This is a genomic window from Streptomyces sp. NPDC006879 (assembly GCF_042869595.1).
In the GTDB taxonomy this organism is placed as follows: domain Bacteria; phylum Actinomycetota; class Actinomycetes; order Streptomycetales; family Streptomycetaceae; genus Streptomyces.
Map to the genome: position 1 here is coordinate 54,166 of NZ_JBIAGC010000008.1, position 24,264 is coordinate 78,429.

General features: G+C 69.9%; 21 protein-coding genes. 9 read left to right on the forward strand and 12 right to left on the reverse strand.

Translation table 11 applies throughout. The features are described 5' to 3' along the window. Window positions 1-37: 37 nt before the first annotated feature. Window positions 38-253, reverse strand: coding sequence for a hypothetical protein (locus ACFYMC_RS08965; protein ID WP_388521041.1), 216 nt, complete (start codon window positions 251-253; stop codon window positions 38-40). A gap of 146 nt (window positions 254-399) precedes the next feature. Continuing rightward, the gene (locus tag ACFYMC_RS08970; RefSeq protein WP_388521044.1) at window positions 400-1,458 is read right to left on the reverse strand and encodes an alpha/beta hydrolase family protein; all 1,059 of its coding nucleotides are present in this window, start codon (window positions 1,456-1,458) and stop codon (window positions 400-402) included. A gap of 85 nt (window positions 1,459-1,543) precedes the next feature. Here ACFYMC_RS08970 and ACFYMC_RS08975 point away from each other — a divergent pair, with 85 nt between their 5' ends. Beyond that, a complete protein-coding gene (locus ACFYMC_RS08975) occupies window positions 1,544-2,167 on the forward strand; it encodes a GNAT family N-acetyltransferase (protein WP_388521047.1) in 624 nt (207 codons plus the stop codon). Continuing rightward, entirely contained in the window at window positions 2,164-3,072 is a 909-nt protein-coding gene (locus ACFYMC_RS08980) for a PaaX family transcriptional regulator C-terminal domain-containing protein (protein ID WP_388521051.1), read from the forward strand. The genes ACFYMC_RS08975 and ACFYMC_RS08980 overlap by 4 nt, the downstream gene beginning before the upstream one ends. 256 nt (window positions 3,073-3,328) lie before the next feature. Here ACFYMC_RS08980 and ACFYMC_RS08985 read toward each other — a convergent pair whose 3' ends face one another. From ACFYMC_RS08985 to ACFYMC_RS08995, 3 genes are all read right to left on the reverse strand, one after another. After that, window positions 3,329-3,982, reverse strand: a complete 654-nt coding sequence (locus tag ACFYMC_RS08985) for a 4'-phosphopantetheinyl transferase family protein (protein WP_388521054.1) — start codon at window positions 3,980-3,982, stop codon at window positions 3,329-3,331. Between the two features lie 10 nt (window positions 3,983-3,992). Beyond that, window positions 3,993-4,247: an acyl carrier protein gene (locus ACFYMC_RS08990; RefSeq protein WP_388521057.1), complete on the reverse strand. Its 255-nt coding sequence runs from the start codon at window positions 4,245-4,247 to the stop codon at window positions 3,993-3,995. Between the two features lie 63 nt (window positions 4,248-4,310). Continuing rightward, a complete protein-coding gene (locus ACFYMC_RS08995; RefSeq protein ID WP_388521059.1) occupies window positions 4,311-5,168 on the reverse strand; it encodes a hypothetical protein in 858 nt (285 codons plus the stop codon). Window positions 5,169-5,943: 775 nt separating this feature from the next. On the opposite strand from ACFYMC_RS08995, the gene ACFYMC_RS09000 reads away from it, so the two are divergent. Genes ACFYMC_RS09000 through ACFYMC_RS09015 form a run of 4 tightly spaced genes read left to right on the forward strand, consistent with a single transcriptional unit; the run spans window position 5,944 to window position 11,363 of the window. Then, window positions 5,944-7,059 carry a phytanoyl-CoA dioxygenase family protein gene (locus tag ACFYMC_RS09000; protein ID WP_388521062.1) on the forward strand — a complete coding sequence of 372 codons (1,116 nt, stop codon included), beginning with the start codon at window positions 5,944-5,946 and terminating at the stop codon, window positions 7,057-7,059. Further along, window positions 7,041-8,351, forward strand: a complete 1,311-nt coding sequence (locus ACFYMC_RS09005; RefSeq protein WP_388521065.1) for a DUF6271 family protein — start codon at window positions 7,041-7,043, stop codon at window positions 8,349-8,351. Before ACFYMC_RS09000 ends, ACFYMC_RS09005 begins: the two co-directional genes overlap by 19 nt. Further along, on the forward strand, window positions 8,348-10,069 hold the full coding sequence (locus ACFYMC_RS09010) for a condensation domain-containing protein (protein ID WP_388521068.1): 1,722 nt from the start codon (window positions 8,348-8,350) through the stop codon (window positions 10,067-10,069). Before ACFYMC_RS09005 ends, ACFYMC_RS09010 begins: the two co-directional genes overlap by 4 nt. Window position 10,070: 1 nt before the next feature. Further along, entirely contained in the window at window positions 10,071-11,363 is a 1,293-nt protein-coding gene (locus ACFYMC_RS09015) for an MFS transporter (RefSeq protein ID WP_388521071.1), read from the forward strand. A gap of 438 nt (window positions 11,364-11,801) precedes the next feature. Here the strand turns inward: ACFYMC_RS09015 and ACFYMC_RS09020 are convergent, their stop codons facing one another. The 7 genes from ACFYMC_RS09020 to ACFYMC_RS09050 all read right to left on the reverse strand — a co-directional run bounded on the left by ACFYMC_RS09020 (window position 11,802) and on the right by ACFYMC_RS09050 (window position 20,539). Beyond that, window positions 11,802-12,866, reverse strand: coding sequence for an SPFH domain-containing protein (locus tag ACFYMC_RS09020; RefSeq protein ID WP_388521074.1), 1,065 nt, complete (start codon window positions 12,864-12,866; stop codon window positions 11,802-11,804). A 3-nt stretch (window positions 12,867-12,869) separates the two neighbouring features. Next, a complete protein-coding gene (locus ACFYMC_RS09025) occupies window positions 12,870-13,301 on the reverse strand; it encodes an NfeD family protein (RefSeq protein WP_388521077.1) in 432 nt (143 codons plus the stop codon). A gap of 376 nt (window positions 13,302-13,677) precedes the next feature. Further along, window positions 13,678-14,589 carry a carbohydrate ABC transporter permease gene (locus ACFYMC_RS09030; RefSeq protein ID WP_388521079.1) on the reverse strand — a complete coding sequence of 304 codons (912 nt, stop codon included), beginning with the start codon at window positions 14,587-14,589 and terminating at the stop codon, window positions 13,678-13,680. Further along, entirely contained in the window at window positions 14,586-15,938 is a 1,353-nt protein-coding gene (locus tag ACFYMC_RS09035; protein WP_388521082.1) for an ABC transporter permease subunit, read from the reverse strand. The genes ACFYMC_RS09030 and ACFYMC_RS09035 overlap by 4 nt, the downstream gene beginning before the upstream one ends. Window positions 15,939-15,952: 14 nt before the next feature. After that, complete coding sequence (locus ACFYMC_RS09040) at window positions 15,953-17,323, reverse strand: ABC transporter substrate-binding protein (protein ID WP_388521085.1); 1,371 nt, start codon at window positions 17,321-17,323, stop codon at window positions 15,953-15,955. Continuing rightward, entirely contained in the window at window positions 17,323-19,014 is a 1,692-nt protein-coding gene (locus tag ACFYMC_RS09045; RefSeq protein WP_388521088.1) for a glycoside hydrolase family 13 protein, read from the reverse strand. The genes ACFYMC_RS09040 and ACFYMC_RS09045 overlap by 1 nt, the downstream gene beginning before the upstream one ends. A 253-nt stretch (window positions 19,015-19,267) precedes the next feature. After that, on the reverse strand, window positions 19,268-20,539 hold the full coding sequence (locus ACFYMC_RS09050; protein ID WP_388521091.1) for an ABC transporter substrate-binding protein: 1,272 nt from the start codon (window positions 20,537-20,539) through the stop codon (window positions 19,268-19,270). Window positions 20,540-20,670: 131 nt separating this feature from the next. On the opposite strand from ACFYMC_RS09050, the gene ACFYMC_RS09055 reads away from it, so the two are divergent. Genes ACFYMC_RS09055 through ACFYMC_RS09065 form a run of 3 tightly spaced genes read left to right on the forward strand, consistent with a single transcriptional unit; the run spans window position 20,671 to window position 24,252 of the window. Further along, complete coding sequence (locus tag ACFYMC_RS09055) at window positions 20,671-21,195, forward strand: PadR family transcriptional regulator (protein WP_388521094.1); 525 nt, start codon at window positions 20,671-20,673, stop codon at window positions 21,193-21,195. Beyond that, on the forward strand, window positions 21,192-21,947 hold the full coding sequence (locus tag ACFYMC_RS09060) for an ABC transporter ATP-binding protein (protein WP_388521097.1): 756 nt from the start codon (window positions 21,192-21,194) through the stop codon (window positions 21,945-21,947). The genes ACFYMC_RS09055 and ACFYMC_RS09060 overlap by 4 nt, the downstream gene beginning before the upstream one ends. Before the next feature lie 4 nt (window positions 21,948-21,951). Continuing rightward, window positions 21,952-24,252 (forward strand): FtsX-like permease family protein, encoded by a 2,301-nt coding sequence (locus tag ACFYMC_RS09065; protein WP_388521100.1) that lies wholly within the window; start codon window positions 21,952-21,954, stop codon window positions 24,250-24,252. Window positions 24,253-24,264: the final 12 nt, after the last annotated feature.

Consider the following 24,264-nt stretch of genomic DNA (forward strand, 5'->3'; position numbering starts at 1 on the left):
CCGGCCAGGCTCCGGTAGCCACCGACCGGGCACGACGTCAGAGGGAATCCTCGGCGAAGACGGATTCGGCGGCGCGGTGCTCGGCGGCGGCCGGGTCAAGTTCGTCCACCTCCATCAGGCCCTGATCGACCTCCAGGCGCCGCTCCCACTCGGCCGCCATGGTGCGCAGCCGCTCCGGGTCTCGGTGGCGCAGCTTCTCGCGGCTGGCCGCCGACAGCGCGTTCAGGAACCGGTCCACGTGGTCCTTGGTCATCCGTTGCCCCTCGCCGTACCGGCAGGTCCCTCCTGCCGAGGACCAGAGTGCGGGCTGCACGGCCGGTTGTCGCGGCACAACACGCCGCCCGCAGGTGCCCGAGGCGGGCCTGGACACCGATGGGGGCCCTCACAGGCTCCCGGCGGTCATGGCCGGCTGCCTCGGGCACGGAGGGAAGTCAGGAAGTTCTGTTGGTCCGCCAGGAATCCGTCGGCGAACAGGGCCCGCGGAGCGCACAGGGCGGTGAGGGTGAGGCGCAGCGCCGAGGCTTCGACATCATGTCTGACCAGCCCGTGAGCGGCATCGGGGTAATGGGCCACCCGCAGCGCCGGCCCGGGTAGCAGGCGCCGGTAGGTGGACTCGGTGTCGGCGACGTCCACGTTGACGTCGTGTCCGGCCAGCACGAGCAGTACCGGCAGACCGCGCAGCGCCACGAGGTCGGCACGGGAGTCGGCGGCGTGGTTCTTGAGGACGAACCGCCAGCGCGCGGCCGACATGCCCCGCGGGTCACCGACGTCGTTCACGTACTGCTCGTAGGTCGCGCCTCGCCCGAGGAGTTCCAGGCCTCTTTCGCGGCGCCGTAGCGCGTCGGCGACTTCGGCGCCCGTGGCTCCGTCACGGCGCAGCTCGGCGAGCAGGTTGTAGCGGCCCTGCTGGTGCCAGTTGACCGCGGGAGAGACTGCGATCACGAACCTCACCGCGGGGTCCCTCGCCACGATCTTGGGAAGCACCCAGCCCGCCTGGCTCGCGCCCCACAGGCCGATCCGGTGGCCGTCGATCTCGGCCCTCTTCCTGGCCCAGGCGATGGCGTCGGCAGCTTCGGCGGCCCGGTCATCCATCGTCTGGTCCAGCCAGTCACCGCGCGAACCGTCCACGCCAGGCTTGTTCCAGGACAAGGAGGCGTACCCGGCCCTTGCCAGCGACTCCCAGATGGGGCGGTAGAAGGTGTCGTGGGTGGCGTTGACCGGCCCATCCCCGTGCACGAACACCACCAGGGGGAAAGGCCCCTGCCCCTGCTCCGGCAGAGCGAGGACCCCGTCCAGGGTCCGTCCGCCCTGGCGCACCGTCACCGCCTTTTCACGCAGGTCGTAGGTGTGCTGCCAGGTCACGAGCGCGCCACCGGCAGCGGCCAGGAGCAGCAGGGCGGCCAGGGTGACGAGCACCGCCCGCACCGCCCGGCGGCTCTTCGCCCATACGAGTTTCATCCGACCCCCAGGAAACTATCGAAACAGAAACGCCCGTTTCAGATTCGACCGTACTATGTTCATCTATGGACCGTGAGGAGGAGTCGTGAACACCGCAGTCACCATTCGACACGGGGTGCCCTGGGGCACCGAACAGCAGGTCGCCGCGCTCTACTGGGAGGCCTTCGGCCGCAAACTCGGGGCCGCCCTGGGCCCGCCCGAGCGAGGCCGCGCCTTCCTCGCTCGCCACCTCCACCACGACCGCGCGGCGGTCGCCATCGCGGGGGACGGCGTGGTGGGCGTGGCCGGATACCAGCTCGATGGACACGGGCTGATCGGCGGGGGCGTGCGCGACGTCCTCGCCAGCTATGGAACAGTCCGCGGCCTCCCTCGGCTCGCCCTGCTGGCGCTGCTCGAACGCACACCCGCACCGGGGGAACTCGTCATGGACGGCATCGCCGTCGACCCCTGCCACCGGAGCACGGGAATCGGCAGCCGACTCCTGACGGAGATGAGGGAGATCGCCTCACGGCACGGGTGCTCGCGGATCCGCCTGGACGTCATCGACACCAACCCCCGCGCCCGCGCCCTGTACGAGCGGCACGGATTCGCCGCCGTACACACCGAACGCACCCCGTACCTCAGGACCCTCATGGGCTTCAGCGCGGTGACGACGATGTTCCGCACCCTCCCCGCACCCCGCCTCGACGCCGAGGAGCAACCACGTTGACCGACGACCGGACGGCGGAGTCCGTCGCCCCCGAGATCGCAACCCGCACCCTGGTGCACGGCCTGGTCCGTGAGGACGGCAGCGTGGACGCCGGCGAACTGTACGCGGTCGCCGAAGCCCTCGCAATGACCGATCAACAGGTCCGACTCTGCGTCAAACGGCTCGTCAGCGAGGGCCGTTTCACCCAGCACGGCCGGGGACGCAAGGCCCGGCTCCAGGCCACGGCGGACGCCACCGGCGCCATCGCGCCGGACGTGGAGTACGTACGCCACGCCTACCGCCAGGACCAGGGGCTCGCCCCCTGGGACGGGACCTGGCACCTCTTCGCCTTCGCCATCCCTGAATCCGCCAGGCCCGCACGCGACGCCCTGCGTGACTCCCTCCTCCACCTGGGTGCGGCCCCTGTCCACGGCGGGCTCTACGTCAGCGCGAACGCCATCGGCGACCTCGTCGAGGCCCACGCCCGAGAACTCGGCGTGCTCTCCCTCCTGACCCGTCTTTCCAGCCAGGACCTGCGCATCGGTGAGGAGTCCCGACCGAGCTGCCTGGCCGCACGCCTGTGGCCGCTACCCGAGATCGCCGGCCGTCACGAGGCGCTCGCCGCCCTCGCCACGGCCCGCCTGGCGACGCTCACGGGACCGGCTCGACCGACCGGGATCGAGCGCCTGACCTGTGCCATCGAGCTGGCCGCGGCTTTCACCACAGCCATGCGCCCTGACCCGCTCCTGCCCCCCGAACTCCTGCCGCAGCCCTGGCCCGGCACCCGCGCCCGTGCGCTGGCGGTGCGGTGCTGGGAGGCACTGGACAGTGGAGGCGGAGGCAGCCAGGAGCAAGAGGCCCGGGCCCACGGGCCCGAGGGCCTGCGGCTGTTTGGCCTCTACCGGAACATCGGCGCCACCACCTGAGTCTCCCGATGGCTCCGCGCGCATCGTCGACGTGGACCGTAAGGGGGCGGACGGGCCCTGCCGATATGCCGTCCAGGGCCAGCAACACGACGGGGAGCCGCGTCTTCGACCGCCACAGGCACGCCGATCCTCGATGGGCGATTTCCGCTGCGTAGATGCGGTCCCGGCCGGCGATGGGCCGTCAGGGTAGGGGCGGTCTGGAGTGTCCCGAGTAGGCGGCTGACAACGACGGCCGGCAGCCCTCAGGCAAGTTCGATCAGGGCCGGGTTGCGGGCCATCCGTGATCGGACACCGAGCGGCCGGAGGCGACCGGGACGCAACTGGCCACCGCCACCACGGCCTTGCGGTAGTGATCGGTCCACTCCAACAGCCGAAGCCCCTGCTCCCCCGCCTTCACCCGGGCCTCCCTGCGCACCCACAGGCGCAGCATCGCCACCTCGGGGTCCGCCTGGGCTGCGGCCAGCCGCAGTTCGGATTCCGGAAGAACCCTGTGAAGCGCGGACCAGGGAGCGGGCCGGCGCGTCAAGAGCTCCACGTCGACGCCGACCGCGCCCGGCCCGACGGCCGCCGCCACCAGACCCTCGGCGTGGCTCAGGCTGACCCCCAGTCCGGGGTGGTCGGGCAGGTACGGACGGCCGTGACCTCGCTGCCCGCACTCGGTGCAGAACTGGGCGGGAACCGAGCCCCGCAGGGGCAGCCCCGTCGCGCGGGCGATGCACTGGCGCAGCAGCAGACGCGACGCCAGCACGTCATCTCGGCGCCCGGGCAGCCGGATCTTGGACAGCCTTTCCCGCTCCCAGGGTTCGAGCAGGCCCTCGTGGAGCTCCGGCAGGGCCAGGACCTCCTTCGTGGTGGCCACCGAAGCCACCACGACGGGGTCCTTCGAATCCGAGGGCAAGGCAGTGCTCACGTGCTGGCTGTCATCCGGATGCCGCCTCCAGGCTAGCCGTCCCCGGACTCAGGAACCGCCGCTCCACACGGCCGAGCGTGCGGAAGTCGTCGATCGTCACTTCCTGTAGGTCGATGTCGCTGCCGCAGACGTCCTCCAGGAGGTCGATGAACTCCAGGAAGTCCATCGAGTCGATCAGCCGGGCCTCGATGAGGTCCTCTTCGAGGTCGATCGGGCCGTCGAGTCCGGGGTTCTTCTCGTGGAGCCACTCAATGAGGCGTTCCATGGGGCGAAGTCGTTCCTTACTGTGACGGGGCTGTCGCGGAGCGGACTTGAGTCGGGGGGCAGCTCAGCTCTGAGCCGCTCGGAGTCTTTCCAGGGCCAATTCGGGGGTGCCGTGGGCCAGGGTCATCGCGTGGACCCAGCGTTCGACCCCGAAGGCGACGCAGGAGCTGTAGACGGGACCATGCGCGCCCGCGCGGATGTCCAGACGCTCACCGAAGAAGTTGCGGTGCCGGTTGACGGAAGCGATGGCGGTCCCGTCAGGGGCGCTGAACTCGTACTTGACCGGGTCCAGGGCCATCAGCCTGGCACGGGATCCGCCCTTGTCGTAGAACGGGTCGTCGGCTGCGGCCCGGGTCAGCGACAGGCCAAGCCCTTCCGCCAACTCCGTTATGAAGTCGGCCCCTTGGTCCAGGTGTTCAACGGCACCTTGTTTGGTGCCAAGGTAGAGGACCTCGCGCATGTGGAAGCCCAACAGGCGGCGCAGGCCCTCGTAGTGGGTCTCGTTGCGGAAGCAGCGGCCGGTGGCGGAGAGGCGGAGTCCGCCCTCGCCGACATCCTGGCCTTCCAAGGAGAGCAGTAGCCCGTAGCAGGTGGCCGAGGGCAGCACGTGTCCGGTGGGCTGCAGCGTCAGGCCGCCGGGCGAGGCGCCGGCCGCCAAACCGTCGAAGGCGGTGGGAGCGAATCGCCCGGCGGGGATGCCGAGGTGGGGAAAGTTCCGGAAGTAGTCGAGCCGTGCCAGTCCGTCCACCGACAGCAGCGGCGGACCCACCACTTCGGGAGCGGACAGGCGGTACGCCAGCGTGGTGAGCAAGCTGTCGAGGCCGTGCAGCAGCGCGGTGCGTACCGGGTCCAGCGCGATCAGGCCCGCACCGGGGTCCTTCAGGGCACCGTTCGGCAGGGCCGTGGTGCTGGGTGTGCTCATGGAAACCGCTCCCTCTCGGCGTGGCGATCGGTCGACGGCGACGGCTGACGGGCGAGCCGATGCACCGCACCGGGTTCGCGACCTTGCGAACGACGCTGCGCGTCAATGCCGTTGACCGCAGAGCAGCACTGATGCCCGGTTGGCGTTCCGTCAGGGACCGGACGTAGCTGCACATTGGGGACCCTAAGCCAGCTTCTCGATTGTTGTCTAGACCAAAACGATCGGTGCGGTCGGGCGCCCCGGCCGACGGTTTCAGCCCCTTGGGGGCACCCCCGCAGCCCCACGGCGCCCTCCCGCAACCGCCTCATCCCGCCACGACACCGGCACCCGCAATCGGATCGACGGGGGGCGACCCCGCGCCTCACGCCAGCTCACCACCGCCGGGGACGGATCTGCGTCGCGGCGGGGCGGGACCCGGCCGCCGCACATCCACATGTCGACACGGCACTTGACACCCGCCATGGTCTGGACCAATTCTGCTGGGGCGTGGCCAGTGCCTGACCAACACTGGTCACCCCTTCGTGCCGCCGGCGCGCTCGCCGACCCGGACCAGGGGCAAGGCAGCATGTCGTTCACCGGTCTAGGAGAGTCGCTTGCCGCCGCCCCCACCTCTGCCCGGCCCGCCGTTAGAGCGCCCACCACCAGCCGCCACCACGGCTCCCCTCCAGGGGTGTCCCGTCCCCCTTTCCGCCCGCGCGGCCCCCGGGCTCCGTCATGCCGCGCTCCCGCCACGCCGTCGAACCGTGTTCCACGAACCCGAACCTGGAGGGACTCCATGAAGGCCTCCGCTCCCCAACACCGCGCTCGCCGCCCCCATCTACACCGAGCGGTGGGCCAGTTGCCGTACTTCAGCGCCGACGGCGAGTCCTACCTGGCGCAGACCACCTTGCGGGAACTAAAGAAGTCCCAACCCCTGCGCGTGCTGTCCGAAGAGGACTTCACCCACTGGCAGACCTACGGCTACGTCATCGTGCGGGAAGCGATCCCGGCACGGGACGCGCGACGCCTCCTGGACTTCGCCTGGAACTTCCAAGGTCTCGACCCGGCACGGCCGGAGAGCTGGTACGAAGACCGCCCCTTCCGCTCGGAGTTGGACCAGCAACTCCACATCTACGGCTTCGTCGAGGCCTACCACCACCAACTGCTCTGGGACAGTCGCCAGGCGCAGCGGGTCTACGACGCCTTCGTCGACGTCTGGGACTGCGAAGAGCTGTGGGTCACCCTCGACCGGCTCAATCTCAACCCGCCCAACGTGGGCAACCGTGACCGCTCCTTGATCGAGCCCACCGAACGGGGTTTTGACATCGAGCTGCACTGGGACATCGACACCACCCTCGGCGTACCGCCGCAGCGGGTCCAGGCAATCATCGCCCTCAACGACACCAGCCCGGAGACAGGCGGGTTCCAGTGCTGCCCTGAACTCTTCCGGGGCTTCGAGGAGTGGAAGGTGCACGAGCCCGCAGACCGGGACCCCTTGAGGCCGTCCGTGGACCGTTCGCAGTTCCCCGTCGTGCGACCCGAGCTGCACCCGGGCGACCTGTTGATATGGAACGGCCTCCTCGCCCACGGTGTGGCACGCAACTCCTCCAAGGACGGCGTACGGGCGGTCCAGTACCTGTCGATGATGCCGGCACTGGAGGGGCACGACAGGCTCAGGCAGTCCCGCGTCGAATCCTGGCGGCACCTGCGCACTCCGCGCTGGAATCGCACGCTGGTCGGCGACCCTGTGCTGCACGAGTCCAAGCGATACCCCACGGCCGAACTCAGCGAACTCGGGCGCCGGTTGCTGGGGCTGGCCTCCTGGACGGACCAGAAAACTCCCGGGTCCACCGGCGCGGGGGGCACCTCCGTTGGTCAGAGCGGAGAACACTCGTGCGCCGCATCTGCCTGACCCTGCCCACCAATCGAGCCTGTAGCGACACCATCGCAGCCCTCGGGGAGGAGGCCGCCTACGGCGCCCGCCACTTCGACGCCGAGGTGCACCTGCTGATCCTGGACTCCTCGGACGCCGAGGTGTTCGCCGCCCACCAGGTTGCCGTGAACGCCCTGCCGCCGGTGCCCGAAGTGATCGTCCACCACCTCGACGAGCGGGCACAACAGGACTTCCTGACCGAAGTGATCGATCGCTCCGGCACCGCGGCGTCGCAGAGGTTGCTGACCTTGATGCTGCCGCCGCACGTGTCCTACGGCGCCTGTACCAACCGTGCCTTCCTCTTCGCGGAGGCCCTGGGATGCACCTCGGTGCACCGCCGGGACTCCGACAGCCGCTACCAGTTCCTGCACGGTGAACCGGTCTTCCCCCTCCACCACGAGCTCGGCGCCCTGGGCCGCCCGGCGACCGAGGTGGCCGATGGAGTGTCACGGAGCCGGCTCGACCCCGCGTACGCCAAGTGGCCGGTGGCGCTGGTCGGCGGCTCCTTCGTCGGTGAGATGTCCGTGGACGTCGCGGAGATCCGTGACCTCGATCCCGACATCTACCAGGAGGTCGTCGGCCTCGCGGTCCCCGCCGGCTACCCGGAGATCTGGCGCAAGAACCTGATCCAGGAGTCCTTCCGTGGCGCCGGTAGCGCCCCCTTCACGGGTGATCGCACCACGCTCAGCCGCGTCAACCCCATGCGTGTGGACATGTGCAACATCAGCTTCGACCGGGAGGTGTACGGGCGGGTTCCGCTGCCGCCCGCCACCGACACCATCGGCAGCGACTACTTCCTGATCCACCTCGTCCACGACGCCCAGTTGCCGGGCGTCGTGCACAACCGTCACATCGTCAACTACTACACGGGCGAACGCCGCACCGAGGCCGGCTTCCTTGCCTACCAGCTGCGGTTTGCGAAGTTTCTGCTGTCCGCCCCCTACTTCCACTGGATCCACACCCGGCTGACGGCGGCCAGCCCGGCCATCACCGACGACGAGGGCCGCATCCGCCCGTCGGCCATCGCCGACCTGGTACGAGACAGCACGCGCCTGGACCGGGGAGCGAACGCGGAACGGCTCGACGTGCTCCAACACTGCTACCGCAAACTGGGCGGCCGGTACGGGGCGGCGGCGGACGCCCTCGGGGTCCGCCGCGGTGAACTGCTCGATCAAGCCGTACGGGACATGGAGGACTTCGCCCATTTGGTCGACGTCTGGGAAGTCCTGAGCCGGAACAGTCGGGACCTGGGGCTGCCGTGGAAACCATGACCACCCGCACCATCACCGTCGCCTACGCCGGCGGCGCCGCGCGCCGGGGCCCCGTCACGATGGGGCAGGCCAACATGATCCGCTGCATCCTGCGGGACGACCCCACGCACATCAACAACCACGCCGTGTGGCCGGTCCCCGCGGGTACCGGACTCGACGCGGCGATCGAGGCCCTTCACACGCTGGTGGTGCGCCACGAAGCCCTGCGCACCACCTTCCCCACTCCGTCGGACACCGCCCCGCGCGAGCAAGTTGCCTCAGCTGAAGGCGAGTTCACCGTCACCGTACTCGACCACGAACTCCTCCCCCAGGAGGTTGCCGACTACGCCGAGGCAATAGCCCGCCAGGCCCGCGCCGGCCGCTTCCGTCTCGACCGGGAGTTCCCCCTGCGGATCTCCTTCGTCTGCCTGGGCGGTACACCGGTGTTCGTAGCCATGGCCTCCAGCCATGCCGTGACGGACGGCAGTGCCCTCACCGTCCTGAGGGAGGAATGGCTCAGCCTGCTGGCCGGCGAGACGCTCCCGCCCCTGACCGCCCTCACACCGCTGGACCTGGCTGCCGAAGAAGCAACACCGGCCGGTGTGCGCAGGGCCAAGGCCGCCGTGGCTCACTGGGAACGGATCATCCGCACCGGTCCTCAGGCGATGTTCGCGGAGCCGCGCGCCACCGGCACCGACTCCCGGCAACCCCAGCTGACGCTCCGCTCGCAACGGGGCTCCCGAGCCCTGACCCTCGTGGCCCAGCGCACGGGAGCCCTCCCGAACACGGTGCTGCTGACGGCCTGGTGCGCGCTCCTGGCCCACCGAGCGGGCCAGAGCAGCTGCGTCCTCGCCGTGCCCACCTCCAACCGGTTCCTGCCCCAGCTAGCCCGTTCGGTGAACACCGTCTCCCAAGACGCGTTGCTCTGTCTCGACGTTGGCGTGCCGTCCTTCGACGCGCTCCTGAGCAAAGCATGGGGAGCCGCTCTCAACGCCTACCGTCACAGCAGGTTCGACGCCCTCGCCCTGTGGGAGATGATCGGTCGGGTCACCTTCGAACGCGGTAGCCACTTCGCTCGCGACGTCGTCTTCAACGACGTGAGCACACTGCCGGCATCCCTGACCACCACGGCCGCGCCACCGGGAGCCGCGGCTGCGGAACTGGACCTGTCCTGGGGACCGGAACAGGTGCTGCCCACCCGTGTTCTCGTCTTCGTCTACCAGACGGATCCGCAACTCCACCTCGGGATGTGGGCCGACCCCGCACTGTTCAGCCGGCAGGAGGCGGAAGACCTCCTCACCGGTCTGGTGAGGCTCCTGGAGGCAGCCGGCGCGGACGACGTGCCGTCCACCTCGCTCACGGAGGTGAGCGGGATCCGACCAGTCGAACGCGGCCCCTACTGGCAGCAGGTGGACGGCTGCTGGACCTCACCCCCCGCAGTGGCCGCGGTCCTGCGCCGGGTCCTGGGAGGGCTTCCCGTCCATGTCACCACGGAAGGTCCGGCCACCGGCGGGCCATCCGGTACGGGCCTCACGGCGTTCATCGCCACCGGCGACCGTCGGCTGACCCCGGCGGGGGCGCATGCCGCACTGATGGAAGCACTTCCCGGCCAGCCCGGGCTCCTCGCGCCCCGCTGGTACGTGATGGTCCAGGAACCGCCGGCGCAGACCCGGCGGAGCGACGCCTGGTTCGGGCAGCACATACTCATGGAAGGGACCGGCCGGGACCGGCAGATGTGACATGACGACCAATGAGGTTTCCGTCCCGGCGGGGCACGACACGCTTCCCAGCCCGTGGCGGTCGAGACGCTTCCGCCTGTTCTTCACCGCGCGCAGCACCTCGCTGTTGGCTGACGGCATGCTGATGGTCTCGCTCACCACCGCGGTGCTGGGGGCGGGCTATGGGGCCAGTGGTGTCGGGTACGCCCTGGCCGCCTGGATGGCGCCGATCGCCCTGCTGGTGCTCTTCGGCGGGGTCCTGGCCGACCGGTTCACCCCCCAGGTGATGATGGTCGGCGCCGACCTGGTGCGCATGGTGGCCATGCTCGCGCTTGCGGCACTGTTGGTGGGCACCGAAGTGCGCCTGTGGCAGGTCATGGCGCTGATGGCGCTGAGCGGCGCCGCGACGGCCATGTTCCAACCCGGTCTGGCGAGCCTGGTCCCGCAGGTCGCCCAGGACATCCAGCGTGCCAACGCCCTGCTGCGGATTTCCGAGGCGATGAGTGCCCTGATCGGCCCCGGGCTGGCCGGTCTGCTGGTGGCCTACTGGGACGTCGCGGGGTCCTTCCTGGTGATCGCGGCGGCCTACGCGCTCAGTGCGCTGGGGCTGGCGCCCCTGCGCGGACTCAGCACCCGGCGGGACGACAGTGACGAACCGATGTGGCGCAGGCTGGCCACGGGGTGGCACGAGTTCCGTTCCCGTTCCTGGCTGTGGGGCGTCATCGCGGTCTGGGCCGTGTTCGGTCTGTTCGTGTTCGGGCCGGCCCTGCCCCTGGGCGCAGCGCTGATCACCGAACAGCACGGAGCCAGTGGGTACGGCTGGATCGCCTCCGCAGACGGAGCCGGCACCATCGTCGGCGGGCTGCTCGGCATGCGGGTCAGACCCCGTCGCCCACTCGTCGCGGGTGCCTGCGCCATGTTCTTCTTCGCCCTCAACCCGCTGGCGCCCGCGCTCGGTTGGTCTTTCGTGGCCACGGCCGCCACCGGTGTCCTGGCTGGTTGCGGGTTCGCCTTCTGGGGGGTGATGTGGGCGACCAGCGTGCAGTCCCACATCCCGCTGGCGGTCCTGAGCCGGGTCTCCGCCTACGACGTGGCCGGTTCCATCATGGTCATTCCGCTGGGACGGGCGTTGGCGGGCCCTGCCGCCGAGGCCGTCGGAGCCGACCGGGTCCTGCTCCTGTCCTCCGCCATGGCCGTGGTCTGCCTGGTCGTCATGCTCTGTGTGCCTGCCATCCGTGGGCTCGGCCGAACACCCAAGGACGCCGTGGTGGCGGAGGAGGTCAGGCCTGCCGTGAGCGAAACAGGTCGCGCATGAGCGCGACCTCTGCTCCGTCGCACGACGTCGGTGAACGGGTCTTCCGGGTCACTGGTGTGCGGGTAGCTGCTGTGGCCCACGGTGTCCAGGGCCCGGTCGTCCGCGCGGAGCAGGGCCGTGCTCCGCGCGGTGACTCCGGCGTCCAAGGCGGCGACGGCCTCAGCGGCATCCGCGAGACCGTGCCAGTGCTCGCGGGTCAACGCGCGGCTGCCGATCGCGGTCGGCCCGGAGGGCGTGCAGTTCACTGAGGTGGCTCAGGCGCCATGCCAGGGTGGTGAAGGGAGGCGGAACCGGATGCGGGGCGGGGGCAGAGTCGCGCCCCCACCCCCCGGCGCCGACCAGGACCGTCGCCAACGGCCCCGGGCGGTCCTTGAGTTCTAGTGGTCGTCGGAGCGACCAGCACTCGGGCACCGGCCCCCAGAGGTGGATCGCGGGCCCTCAGCCCGTGCTGGTGTCCGTGCCGCCACCGTCGGCCCGCTCGCCCGGCAGGGCACGCGGCGCTACCGCGTCCACCTGGGCCGCGTCGGCCAGGGCCTCGGCGGCTGCCTCGGCGGCCTGAGCGGTGTCGTCCGCGGCCTGGGCGGCCTTCTCGTCCGAGGACTTCTCGCGGGTGGCCGGCGACTGCGGCAGTACCTCGCTGAAGGCGCGGGACACCCCTTGCATCGCGGAGGTGACCTCGCTGGGGATCACCCAGAAGGTGCTGCCCGGGCCCTGGGCCAGCTGCGGCAGCGCCTGGAGGTACTGGTAGGCGAGCAGCTTGGGGTCGGGGTCGTTGCGGTGGACGGCTTGGAACACCTCGTCGATGGCCCGGGACTGCCCCTCGGCCTTGAGGATCTCGGCCGTGCGGTTGCCCTCGGCCCGCAGGACGGCCGACTGCTTGTCGCCCTCGGCGGTGAGTATCTGCGCCTGGCGCTGTCCTTCGGCTCCGAGGATCGCGGCCCGCTTGTCCCGTTCGGCCCGCATCTGCTTCTCCATGGCGTCCTTGATGGACTGCGGGGGGTCGATGGCCTTGATCTCCACGCGGTTGACCCGCAGCCCCCATTTGCCGGTGGCTTCGTCGAGCACGCCGCGGAGCTGGCTGTTGATGGTGTCCCGCGAGGTGAGGGTCATCTCCAGGTCCATCGAGCCCACGACGTTGCGCAAGGTGGTGACGGTGAGCTGCTCGACCGCCTGGAGGTAGTTGGCGATCTCGTAAGCAGCCGCTCGCGGGTCCGTCACCTGGAAGTACACCACGGTGTCGATCTCGACGACCAGGTTGTCCTCGGTGATGACTGGTTGCGGCCTAAAGGAGACCACCTGCTCGCGCAGGTCGATCACCGGGTACACCCGGTCGACGTACGGAATGACGACGTTGAGCCCGGGCGTCAGCGTGCGGTGGTACCGGCCCAGCCTCTCTACGTTACGGGCACGGGACTGGGGCACTATGCGCACCGCCCGTACCACGGTGAAGACGGCGAAGAGCGCGATGATCACCCCAGCGACGAGGAACGCCGAAGCTTCCATGGTTCACTTCCGTGGGTAGACGAGTGCGGTGGCTCCGTTGATCTCGATGACATCGACCGTCGCCCCGGCCGGGATCACCAGCGTCTCGTCGTAGGCGCGGGCGGTCCATTCCTCACCACCGATGCGTACCCTGCCGTCCACGCCGGAGACTTCCGAGACCACCCGGGCGGTCTCGCCGATCAGCGCGTCCACGCCGAATCGCTGGGCCTGGGGCTGGGAGAACCGGCGCACCACGACAGGACGTACGAAAAGGACGCTGAGCGCGGCGACTACGGTGAAGATCACGAGTTGCAGGGGCAGCGGCACTCCGAGGGCGGCGGATCCGGCCGTGACCAGGGCGGCGCACGCCAGCAGGCCCAGTGCGGCGGTGAGCGTGAAGAGTTCCGCCACGGCCAGCACCGCGGCGGTGATCAGCCAGATCAGCCAGAGATCCATGGCGGCCTCCTGGTACGCGAGCGGGTGCCTGCCTCGGTGGAGGTCCGCCATCAGCCGTCACGCTGGGACGGTCCACCGGCAGGGGTGGGCCGGGAGCTCGCCCCGGACTTGGCGCCCTGTCCATGTGCGTCCACACCGAGCGCGTGCTCCCTCGCTCTTTTAACGGTCTACCCGCACAGAAAGTGCCGAACCAGCCGATATGACACAAAACGGAATGCCGGTCCGATCCGGAAGTCCACCAGGAGGCGGGGAAGGCCCCCGGCCGGGGCGAATCGGCTCCGCCGGGCTCGGCGGGGGCTCAGAGAAGGCCCGCCCGCAGGAGCGAAGTGCCACCGCGCCCCGAGCGGTGGCACCCGCCGGTCCGCTCGGGCGCGGACTATTTCACCGAGCCGGCCATGACTCCTTGGACGAAGTGCCGCTGGAACACCAGGAACACCACTACCGGCACCACCAGGGAGAGGAACGCACCCGGCGCCAACACGTCGATGTTGCTACCGAACTGGCGTACCTGGGACTGAAGTTCCACGGTCAGTGGCTGGGCGGAGGAATCAGCGAAAAGCAGGGCCACCAGCATGTCGTTCCACACCCACAGGAACTGGAAGATGGCCAGGCTCGCGATCGCCGGGCGCCCGATCGGGAGGATGACCTGCACGAAGATCCGCCACTCACTGCCACCGTCCATCCGAGCCGCCTCCAGCATTTCAGCCGGCATCTCGGCGAAGTAGTTGCGCAGCAGGAAGATGGCGAAGGGCAGTCCGTACGCGACGTGGAACAGCACCACGCCCGCAATGGTGCCGAACAGCCCCAGCTGACCGAAGAGTTTGGCCACCGGGAGCAGTCCGACCTGTACCGGTACGACCAGCAGGGCGACCACCAGGAGGAAGAGCCAGTCCCGGCCGGGGAACTCCAGCCAGGCGAAGGCGTATCCGGCCAGTGCGGCAATGACCACCACCAGGGCTGTGGCCGGCACCGATATCAGCACGGTGTTCCAGAAGGCCTGCGTCATACCGGCGTTGCCCAGCAGCGTGACGTAGTTGTCCACAGACAGTTGGCCGGGGTCGGTCAGCACGGTCCACCACCCGCTCGAAGCGCTGGCTTCGGCCGACCGGAGCGAGGAGAGCAGCAGACCCGCCACCGGTGTGATCCAGATCAGGCCCACCAGCAACAGGAACGCCTGCACGAGACGGTTGCCGAGCCAGCGTCGCAGATGACGACCGCGATGAGCGGGGTGCGCCTGCGGTGTGGATGCCGCCAGGTCCTCGCGAGGGGTGGTCACGGTCGCGGTCATGACTGACTCCTGCGGAATCGGCGGATGTTGAAGACCATCGCGGGCACCACGAGCAGGAGGAGGAGCACTCCGAGCGCGCTTCCAAGTCCCTGGTCGTTGCCACCGCCGAAGGACACCAGCCACATTTGCGTGGCAAGGACGGTCGCGTCCTGCTGTACCGGGCCCGGCGCGATGATGTAGATCAGGTCGAAGACCTTCATCACGTTGATCACCAGGGTGACGAAGACGACCGTCAGGACCGGGGCGAGCAGGGGCACGGTGATCCGTCGGAAAACCTGCCATTCGTTCGCACCGTCGATCCGCGCGGCCTCCAGGGCGTCCCGGGGCAGCGCGGACAGGCCCGCACCGATCAGCACCATGGCGAAACCCGCCCAGATCCACAGGTAGGCCCCGATGATGGCCGGGGTCACCAGCGTCGGACCGAGCCAGGACACCCCGGTGAAGGGCGCCGCGAAGTTGTCGGCGGGCAGCCGTACGGTGTAACTCTGGCCTTTTTCAAGGCTTTTGAAGCGGTACAGCCCGTCCGGTCCGGTAGTGGTCGCGGCGACCACCCGGCCGTCCTGCACCACCTCCACGGTCAGACCCGGCAGGCCGCTCTCGGTAGCGTCAACGACGCCCGGGCGCCCGCCCCCGCCAGGTGAGAAGTCCAGGTAGACCACGCCGCGGAGTTCACCGGGGGCGGCACCGGCGGTGACGGCGGAGGCGGCCGGGCGGGCCTTGGCCGTCACGTCCGCGGGCTTGATGCCCACCAGGCCCAGCGGGAGCACCGTGTCGCCGGGGGTGAGCGGATCGACGGTCTCGTAACCGCCGTCGGGCGTGGCCCGGACGCCGCCGCTCGTCCTGGCCTGGGCGTCCGGGAAGGCGGAGCCCTCACGGAAGGCGTCGTGGATGCTGACGACCGCCGCGTTGAGCACTCCCCTGTCCGGGTCCGCGTCGTAGGCGAGGCGGAAGATGATGCCCGCGGCGAGAAAGGAAACGGCCATGGGGAGGAAGAGCAACAACTTGAACGCCGCAGCCCACCGGATCTTCTCCACGAGCACGGCGAGGATCAACCCCAGACCGGTCAGCAGGGTGGGTGCGACGATCACCCAGATCGTGCTGTTGCGGACGGCCCGCAAGGTGGCCGGGTCCTGGAACATCGCCACGTAGTTGTCCGGGCCGACGAACCGGCTGCCCGAGGCGTCGAAGAAGCTGCGGCCGATCGAGAACAGTACCGGGTACACCACCAGAGCCCCGAGCAGCAGCAGGGCGGGCAGGGCGAAGACGACGGCGATGACTCGCCGGCGCCGCCCGGCACTGCGACGCGCACGGGCGTCGCGGTGCCGGGCGGCTTCGGAGACCTGTGTCATGTCGGTCGGCCGCCTCAGCCCTGGTTCGCGGTGCCGTAGGCCTTGGCCGCGGCCGTCTCCAGGGCGGCGGCGGTGGCGTCGGGGTTCGAGGGGTCACGCAGGAAGTCCTGGAGGACCTTCCACTCGCCCGCTCCCTTGGTGCCGCCGAACGCCGCCGGGGCTTGGTCCGACATGTCGAAGCGGACCGAGTCCCCGGCCTCGACCAGGGACTTGGCGGTCGCCCTGAGCGTGTCGTCTCCGTACGCGGCGAGGTCGAGCGCCTTGTTGGGCGAGAGGAAACCACCTTCGGCCGCCCATACCTCAGCCGCCTGCGGGGTGGCGAGGAATTCAAGGAGCGCCATGGCGGCCTTCTGGTTCTTGCCTTCCTTCAGGACGACGGCCGCGTCGCCTCCACTGACCACCGGGGCCGCGCCGCCGTCCACCGCCGGGAACGGGAAGAACATCGCTTCCTCACCGATCTTGCGGTTGAACTCCCCCTGGGCCACGCCGGCGACGAAGTCACCCTCGTACACCAGCCCCGCCTCGCCCTTGGGACCGAAGACCTTCTCGACCGATCCGGGGAAGTCGGTGGCCAGGGCGCCGTTGCGGCCGCCGGCCAGCAGTCTGTCCTCGGAGAAGAGCGCGCCGAGGGTCTTCAGGCAGTTCACCACGCTCGGGTCGGTCCATTTGATCTCGTGCCGGGCGAGTTGGTCGTACTTCTGGGGTCCGGCCTGGGAGAGGTAGACGTTCTCGAACCAGTCCGTGAGCGTCCAGCCGTCCTCACCCGCCACCGCGAAGGCACTCAGCCCCGAGTCCGCGACGGTGCCGGCGACGGCGAGCATCTCCTTGAAGGTCTTGGGCGGTTGCACGCCCGCCTGGTCGAGAGCGGCCGGCGAGTACCAGACGGTGGACTTGTTGGAGGCCTTGAAGTAGAGCCCGTACAAGGTGTCTTCGACGGATCCGTAGCTCTTCCACACCGGTGCGTAGTTGGACTGCACGGACTGCTGGACGGCCGGGGACAGCGGGGCCAGCCAATTCTGGCGGGCGAACTGTTGGAGAACACCCACCTGCGGGACCATCACCACGTCGGGGGCGTTGCCGCCCTCTATCTTGCTGCCGATGACCGTGGAGACGTTGTCCCCGGTGGAGACGAAGCGCGTCTGGGCGCCGGTCTTCGCGGAGAAGGCGTCCAGTACCTTCTGGAAGTTCTTCTGTTCGGCGCCAGACCAGACGCCGGCGACGGTGACGGTCTGCCCAGCCAGGGCGCCGCCCTCCTCGGCGGGACCCGCCGGCTCACCGCTACAGGAGGTGGCCCCCAGAGCCAGGGCGAGCGTGAGTGCCGAGCAGCATGCGGTCGTGGTACGTCGTCTGTTCAAGGCCGTGCCTTTCAGGGAGAGGTGAGTCATCACTGCGAGGAGATGGGGCGGGCGTGGGGGTTGGTGGCGGAAGCGACGACCCACCAGGCGGCCGTCGAGCCGGGCAGGGTGCCGGCCGGGCAGGTCCCGCTGGACAGCAGCGGAGCGCCGGCTGCCGGGGCGGGCACCGGTTCGGTGCCGAAGTTGACCGCACAGATCAGACCGTCACCGCGCTCGAAGGCCAGGACCTGGGGCGGCGACTCCAACCAGCGCAGAGCGCCCTCGCCCAGTTGGGGCAGACCGCGCCGCAGTTGGAGCCCCTCGCGGTAGAGGTGCCAGAACGAACGGGGATCGGCCAGCGCCCGATCGGTGGCGTGCTCGGCGAACCATCCGGGCTGCGGGAGCCAGGGCTTCACCTGAGTCCCGGCACTGAACCCGAACGGTGAGGCGTGGCCGGACCAGGGCAACGGGACCCGGCAGCCGTCGCGCACCCGGGCACGGCTTCCGGTGCGCCGGAAGATCGGATCGGTGAGGACCTCGTCTGGTAGGTCCACTACCTCCGGAAGCCCGAGCTCCTCGCCCTGGTAGACGTACGCGGCGCCGGGTAGGGCCAGCATGAGGAGGGCGGCGGCGCGGGCGCGGGCGGCGCCGAGCCCGCTGCCCTTGGGGTCGGACTCCCCGTAGCGGGTGACGGTGCGGACCTGGTCGTGGTTGTTGAGGACCCAGGTGACGCTGGACCCGGTGCCGGCGATGTCCCGCAGCGCATCGGTGATCACCGTCCGGAAGGCCGAGGCGTCCCAGGCCGCGCCCAGCAGGTCGAAGAAGAAGGCCTGGTGGAGCTCGTCGGGGCGTACGTACAGGGCGTGTTCGCGCGCCGTGGGTACGGACACCTCGCCGACCAGGAGCCGCTCACGGCCGTCGAGGGCGGTGTACTCCTCGCACACCTCCCGCCAGCGCCGCCAGACCTGGTGCACTTCGGGTTGGTTCCAGGCCAGTGGGTTGACCGAGTCCCGGGTTCGGGCGTCGGCCTCGGGGTCTGGGGAGTCGGGCAGTTCCGGGTGTTTGAAGAGCCCGGCGGCCACATCGATGCGGAATCCGTCCACGCCCCGGTCCAACCAGCACCGCAGGACCTGGTCGAAGAGGGCCCCGACCGCCGGGTTGCGCCAGTTCAGGTCCGGCTGCTCGGGGGTGAACATGTGGAGGTACCACTCGCCGGGTGTGCCGTCGGCTTCGGTCACCCGGCTCCATGCCGGCCCGCCGAACATCGCGTGCCAGTTGTTCGGCGGGAGGTCTCCGCCCGGGCCTCGACCGGGAACGAAGTGGAAACGGGAACGAGCTTCGCTGCCGGGCCCGGCAGCGAGCGCCTGCTGGAACCAGGGGTGCTCGCTGGAGCAGTGGTTGGGGACGATGTCGAGCAGCACCTTGATGTCCAGCCGGTGTGCGTCGCCCACCAGCAGCGCGAACTCGCCGAGGTCACCGTAGACCGGATCGACCCCGGTGTAGTCGGCGACGTCATAGCCGTGGTCGTGCTGCGGGGAGGGGTAGAACGGGCTCAGCCAGATGCCGTCCACGCCCAGCTTCTTGAGGTAGGGCAGACCGGAACGGACCCCTGCGAGGTCACCGATCCCGTCACCGGTGCTGTCGAGGAAGCTCCGGACGTACACCTGGTAGATCACCGCGTCGCGCCACCAGGGGAGCGTGAGTCGCTGGGAGGGGCCGTTGCTGGCCGGGGCTGTGAGCATCACCCGTGGACCTGTTTCTACGTGAAGAGTGCGCGCTGTTCGAAAGCCAGCGGTTATGCATGCATGTTAGGTAGCACCCTTCAGGCCCTGTCAACGTCGATGTAATAAACACTGACTAGTTACCCCACTATGTGGTGATTTGCTCCGCAGATAATTTCCATGAGGAGACAAGTAAGGTACTTAACGGTTAACTAAAAGAGCCCGCCGAAGCGGGCTCGTGGTCAAGAACGCCTGCCGGCGCGGTCCTACGGGCTCAGCCTGTGCGCGCCACCGCGTCCAACTCGCGCCCCAACCTGCGCACCGTGGCAGCCGGGGTCTGCCGCTGCGCCAGCGCATCGTGCATCGCAGCCTGAATGACCAGGCTGACCTGCTCGTACCGACGGCTCTTGGGACGCGGCCGGGAGGCCAGCACGCTCTCGCGCAGCGCCGGCAGATAGGGGTACCGGGCCACCAACGCGGAGTCCTCGTACAGGTCCGCCCGCACCGGCGGCAGCGCCCCCTGCGTCAACACCCGGCGCTGAGCCCCCTCGCTCGTGAGGTAGGCGATGAGGTCGGCGGCAGTCTGCGGATGACGTGCCCGGCTACTCACGGCCAGGTTCGAGCCGCCGAGCACACTCGTCCCAGCTCCCGTCGCCCCCGGCAGCGGGACCGCCTCGAACCGGCCGGCGACCTTGGACGCACTGCTTGAGGCGCCGGCCCAGGCGTAGGGCCAGTTCCGCAGGAACAGCAAGCGCCCGTCCTGGAAGGCCTGCCGGGACTCCTCCTCCGTGTACGACAGCGCCTCCCGCGGGATCCACCCCCGGCGCACCCCACCGGCGAGGAAGTCCACTCCGGCGCGAGCGGCGGCCGAATCCACGGCCACCCGTCCCGACTCCTCCCGCAGCACGGACCCGCCCGCCGAGTAGATGGCCTCCGTGGCGTTGACGGTGAGCCCCTCGTACGGCAGGAACTGCCCGGCGTAACCCGCCAGCCCTGCGGCCGGGGCGAGGGTCCTCGCCTGCCGCTCCAGCTCGGCCCAGGTGCGAGGCGGGGATTCACCAGCGGCGTCCAGGACGTCCTTGCGGTAGAAGAGCATCCCAGCGTTGGTGACGTACGGCACCGCGTAGAGACCCCCGCGGTAGGTGGCCGTTTCCACCACCGGCGGGAGGAAGGCTTCCAGCTCGAAGCGGCGCCGTTCCAACGGGGTGATCCACCCGGCCGCGGCGAACTCGGAAGTCCAGGCCACGTCGATGTTCAAGACGTCGAAACGCCCCTGCCCGGAGCGTAGGTCGGTGATCATCTGGGCCCGGGTCTCGTCGGCCGAGTCGGGCAGTTCCACCAGCCTGACCCGCTCGTCGGGCCGCCCGCGGTTCCACCCGTCCAGCAACGGGCCGAGGTATCCCGTCAGGTCACCGGCGGTGGCGAGGGTGACCGGCCCACGCCCGGCCCCCCTCGTCGACTGGCCGGTGGCGCTCGAAGCCACCGTCACCATCAGCAGCAGGGTGAGCACCAAGAGCCCCCTACCCGCGGCACTCGTCCACCGCATAGGTTCCTCCCTGTGCCACCACCACCCGACGCCTTCGTCAGGTCAGCCGCATGTATACCCGTTAGGTAGTGGGCGATACTAGGGCGCAGAGCACATCGATCCCGGATCGCGACGTTAAGGAGAGCACCAGAGTGCGCATGCAACTCCTCGCTCTCCTCGCCGACGGACCCGCTCACGGTTACGAACTCAAGCAGGACCTTGAGCAACTCCTGGGGTCCGCGTACCCTCAACCCAACGTCGGCCAGATCTACGTCACCCTGGGCCGGCTGGAGAAGTCCGGGCTCATCGAGGGCGAGGAAGTCACCCAGTCGAGCCGCCCCAACAAGAAGATCTACAACCTGACCGCCGCGGGGCGCGAGGCCTTGCGCACCTGGTTCGAGGAGACCGCGGACGAGCCGCGGGTACGGGACGACTTCTTCATGAAGCTCGCCCTCGCCCCACGCACCGGGATCGCCGACCAGATCGGGCTCATCAACAAACAGCGACGCGAGTACCTCAGGACCATGCGTACCCTCTCCAAGCTCGCCGCCAGCGAGAACCGGGAGAACCGCACTGCCCTCCTCCTCATCGAGGGCGCCATGCTCCATCTCCAGGCGGACCTGGACTGGCTGGAGCGCTGCCAAGAAGAGCTCGAAGGTGCGGAGGAACCGCGATGAGCCACACCGCCGCACCCGCACTGCTGCACGCCCGGAACCTGACCAAGACCCACCACGGCGAAGGCGGCCCCGTGCACGCCGTCCGCGGCGTCGACCTGCTGGTACGACGGGGCGAGTTCGTCGCCGTCACCGGACCGTCCGGGGCGGGCAAGTCCACCCTGCTGCACCTCCTGGGAGGCCTGCAGCGCCCCGACGACGGTGCTGTCCTCCTCAACGGCGAGTCCACCGAGGGCTACAGCGAAGCACGCTGGACCATCGAGCGGCGGCGGCACATCGGCATCGTGTTCCAGTTCTTCAACCTGGTCTCCAACCTGAGCGTGTCGGACAACGTGGAGCTGCCCGCCCTGCTCGCCGGAACCCCCGCCAAACGGGCCCGCATCGCACGCGAGCAGCTCCTCGCCGAACTCGGCCTGACCAACAAGGCGCGAAGCATGCCCGCCGAACTCTCCGGTGGTGAGCAGCAGCGAGTCGCCCTGGCGCGCGCCCTGGTCAACCGGCCGAGCCTGCTCCTCGCGGACGAACCGGCCGGCAGCCTCGACAGCAAGGGGACCCGCGAGCTCATGCGGCTGCTCACCCGCTTCCACCAAGAAGGACAGAGCATCGTTCTGGTCACCCACGACGCCCGCCTGGCCAGCTCCGCCGACCGAGTGATCAGCTTCTTCGACGGGCGCATCACCGACGACACCGACCTCGCCCAGGACACCCCCCTGGCCCCGGGTGGTCCCGGCCGTGTCGTAGAGCTCCAGGACTGACCTCGTGCGGGCCACGCTGCGCTGGGCGCACGCCGACCTCAAAACCCACCGTGGCGAAGCGCTGTTCCTGATCGCGGCCACCGCGGGCGTCGTCGCTTCCCTGCTGCTTGCCACCGCACTACTCGGCTACGCGGCCAACCCCTGGCAACGGGTCTTCAACCGCTCACACGGAGCCCACGTCTGGCTCCACACCAGCCGCGCCGCCGAACCGGACCGGCTGGCCGGGATCGACGCGATCGACGCCATCGCCGGGCCCTACGACACGGTGGCCACGACCCTCGCCTCCCGCGGCGCCCGTGCCGCCGTGGAACTGCGCGCCAGCACGCAGCGGCGCCCTGCCGTCGGACGCCCGGTCCTCGTCTCGGGGCGCTGGCTAGACCCGTCGGTGCCCCGCGGCGTCGTCCTCGACGACGCCCTGGCCGCGGCCCTGGTCGCCGAGCCCGGGGACACCCTCGACCTACCCGGCGACAGCGACCGCGCGCTGAGCGTGCTCGGCATCGCCAAGACCGCGGAAGCCCCGTATCGGCCGGGTGAGCGCCCCGGCACCGTCTGGGCCCCGCCACAAACCGTCCACGACACCCCGGGACGGACCGGCCGGGTCACCGGGCTCCGGCTCGCCGACCCGCAGGACACCGAGTACGCGGTGCAACGCGCGGTCACGGTGCTGGGCGCGGGCGCCGTCACCGAGGTCACTCACTGGCAGCAGGCCCGTACCGAAGCACAGGGCGACAACCGTCTCCTCGGGCAGGTACTGGTCCTGTTCGGCCTGGGCGCGCTGGCGGCGGCCTCGCTGGCGGTCTTCGGCGCCATCAGCAGCCGCGTCCGCGGCCACCTGCCCGACATATCCGTCCTGAAGGCCATCGGTTTCACCCCGGGCCAGGTCGTGCGGCTCTTCCTCGCGCAACACCTGGCCTACGCGGTCCTCGGCGCGGCACTGGCCCTGGTCCTCACCGAGGAGCTCGGCAGCGCGATCCCCGGGCCGCTCGGCGACGCCGTCGAAGTCTGGCGGGGACTGCCCGGCCACACCGCGGCCCTGCTCGCAATACCGGCTTCCGTCGTCCTCCTCATCGGCACGGCCACCGCACTCGCCGCCTGGCGAGCCGGGCGCGTGCCGCCCGTACCCGCCGGATCAGCCGTCCTCCCGCCCGGCCGCGGCCTGTCCGCACCGGTCCGCCGTGCGCTGACGGTCCCAGGCGCGCCACCCGCCCTGGTACTCGGCTGGCACCGCGCCTTCAGCCGCACGCGCCACAAGGTTGCCACCCTCGCCCGGCTCACCCTCCCCCTGCTGCTCATCAGCGTGGCCCTCGGTGCTTGGGCGACCATCGAACGCTTTGACTCCCGCCCCCAACAGGTGGGGCTGTCCGCAGCGCTCACGGCCCGCCCCGCGGAAGGCGTCGGCGACCGGGAAGCGCGCTCGCTGCTCCAGACAAGCCCCGACGTACTCGCCGTGCACCGCGGTCTGGAGGTGGCCGCGCTGGTGCCCGGCCAGACCGGCACCATCACCCTGCGCGGCCTCGGGAGCCGTCAGGACCCCTACCCGTACTCCGTGGTGGAGGGACGGCCTGCCTCCGGGACGGACGAGGCGGTGGCCGGACAGGGACTCCTCGACCTGCTCCGGGTCGGGGTCGGCGACTGGGTCAGGCTCACCGTCGGCGGTCACCCACAGGTCCTGCACATCGTCGGCCGCAACCTGGAGCCGGAGAGCGGTGGCCGGACCATCTCCACCTCGCTGGACACCCTCCGGGAGAACGACCCCTCGCTCCAGCCGAGCCTCTACCACCTGCGGCTACGCCCGGGATCCGATGCCCACTCGGTCCGTGCGGAACTACTCGTGGCCGCTGAGGGGCGGCTCGACATCCACGAGGTCGCCGACTCCGGCGACCGGCTGGCCGCACTGCGGGCCGTGGTGGCCGGACTGATCGTGGTGCTCGCGCTCATCGGTTTGACCGAGGTGTCGACGGCGATCGGCACGATCGTCCGCGAGGGGGAACGCGACCTACTGCCGCTCAAGGCGATGGGACTCTCCCCCCGGCAGACCACCGCACTGACCGTCACCGCCGTCGGATGCACCGTCTTGACCGCCGCGCTCGCCGCGATCGCACTCGGCGTCCCGTTGGCCCACTGGGTGATCGACTACGAGGGCCGGGCCAGCGGTGTGGGCGCGGGCATCGCGACCGGACCCGACAGCCTGCATCTGTTCCTCCTCGGTGGTGGCGCAGTACTGGGCGCCATGGCCCTCGCGGCCCTGCCGGCCGCCCGAGCCGAGCACCGCTGCCTGACCCACCACCTGGGCTCGGGGACCTGACACGATCCACGA

Coding starts and splice junctions, on each gene's coding strand:
- ACFYMC_RS09000 (WP_388521062.1), top strand. CDS start 5,944: ATGAAGGCCTCCGCTCCCCAACACCGCGCTCGCCGCCCCCATCTACAC.
- ACFYMC_RS09040 (WP_388521085.1), bottom strand. CDS start 17,323: ATGACTCACCTCTCCCTGAAAGGCACGGCCTTGAACAGACGACGTACC.
- ACFYMC_RS08970 (WP_388521044.1), bottom strand. CDS start 1,458: ATGAAACTCGTATGGGCGAAGAGCCGCCGGGCGGTGCGGGCGGTGCTC.
- ACFYMC_RS08995 (WP_388521059.1), bottom strand. CDS start 5,168: ATGAGCACACCCAGCACCACGGCCCTGCCGAACGGTGCCCTGAAGGAC.
- ACFYMC_RS09045 (WP_388521088.1), bottom strand. CDS start 19,014: ATGCTCACAGCCCCGGCCAGCAACGGCCCCTCCCAGCGACTCACGCTC.
- ACFYMC_RS09050 (WP_388521091.1), bottom strand. CDS start 20,539: ATGCGGTGGACGAGTGCCGCGGGTAGGGGGCTCTTGGTGCTCACCCTG.
- ACFYMC_RS09035 (WP_388521082.1), bottom strand. CDS start 15,938: ATGACACAGGTCTCCGAAGCCGCCCGGCACCGCGACGCCCGTGCGCGT.
- ACFYMC_RS09025 (WP_388521077.1), bottom strand. CDS start 13,301: ATGGATCTCTGGCTGATCTGGCTGATCACCGCCGCGGTGCTGGCCGTG.
- ACFYMC_RS08990 (WP_388521057.1), bottom strand. CDS start 4,247: ATGGAACGCCTCATTGAGTGGCTCCACGAGAAGAACCCCGGACTCGAC.
- ACFYMC_RS09030 (WP_388521079.1), bottom strand. CDS start 14,589: ATGACCGCGACCGTGACCACCCCTCGCGAGGACCTGGCGGCATCCACA.
- ACFYMC_RS09020 (WP_388521074.1), bottom strand. CDS start 12,866: ATGGAAGCTTCGGCGTTCCTCGTCGCTGGGGTGATCATCGCGCTCTTC.
- ACFYMC_RS09010 (WP_388521068.1), top strand. CDS start 8,348: ATGACCACCCGCACCATCACCGTCGCCTACGCCGGCGGCGCCGCGCGC.
- ACFYMC_RS09060 (WP_388521097.1), top strand. CDS start 21,192: ATGAGCCACACCGCCGCACCCGCACTGCTGCACGCCCGGAACCTGACC.
- ACFYMC_RS08965 (WP_388521041.1), bottom strand. CDS start 253: ATGACCAAGGACCACGTGGACCGGTTCCTGAACGCGCTGTCGGCGGCC.
- ACFYMC_RS09015 (WP_388521071.1), top strand. CDS start 10,071: ATGACGACCAATGAGGTTTCCGTCCCGGCGGGGCACGACACGCTTCCC.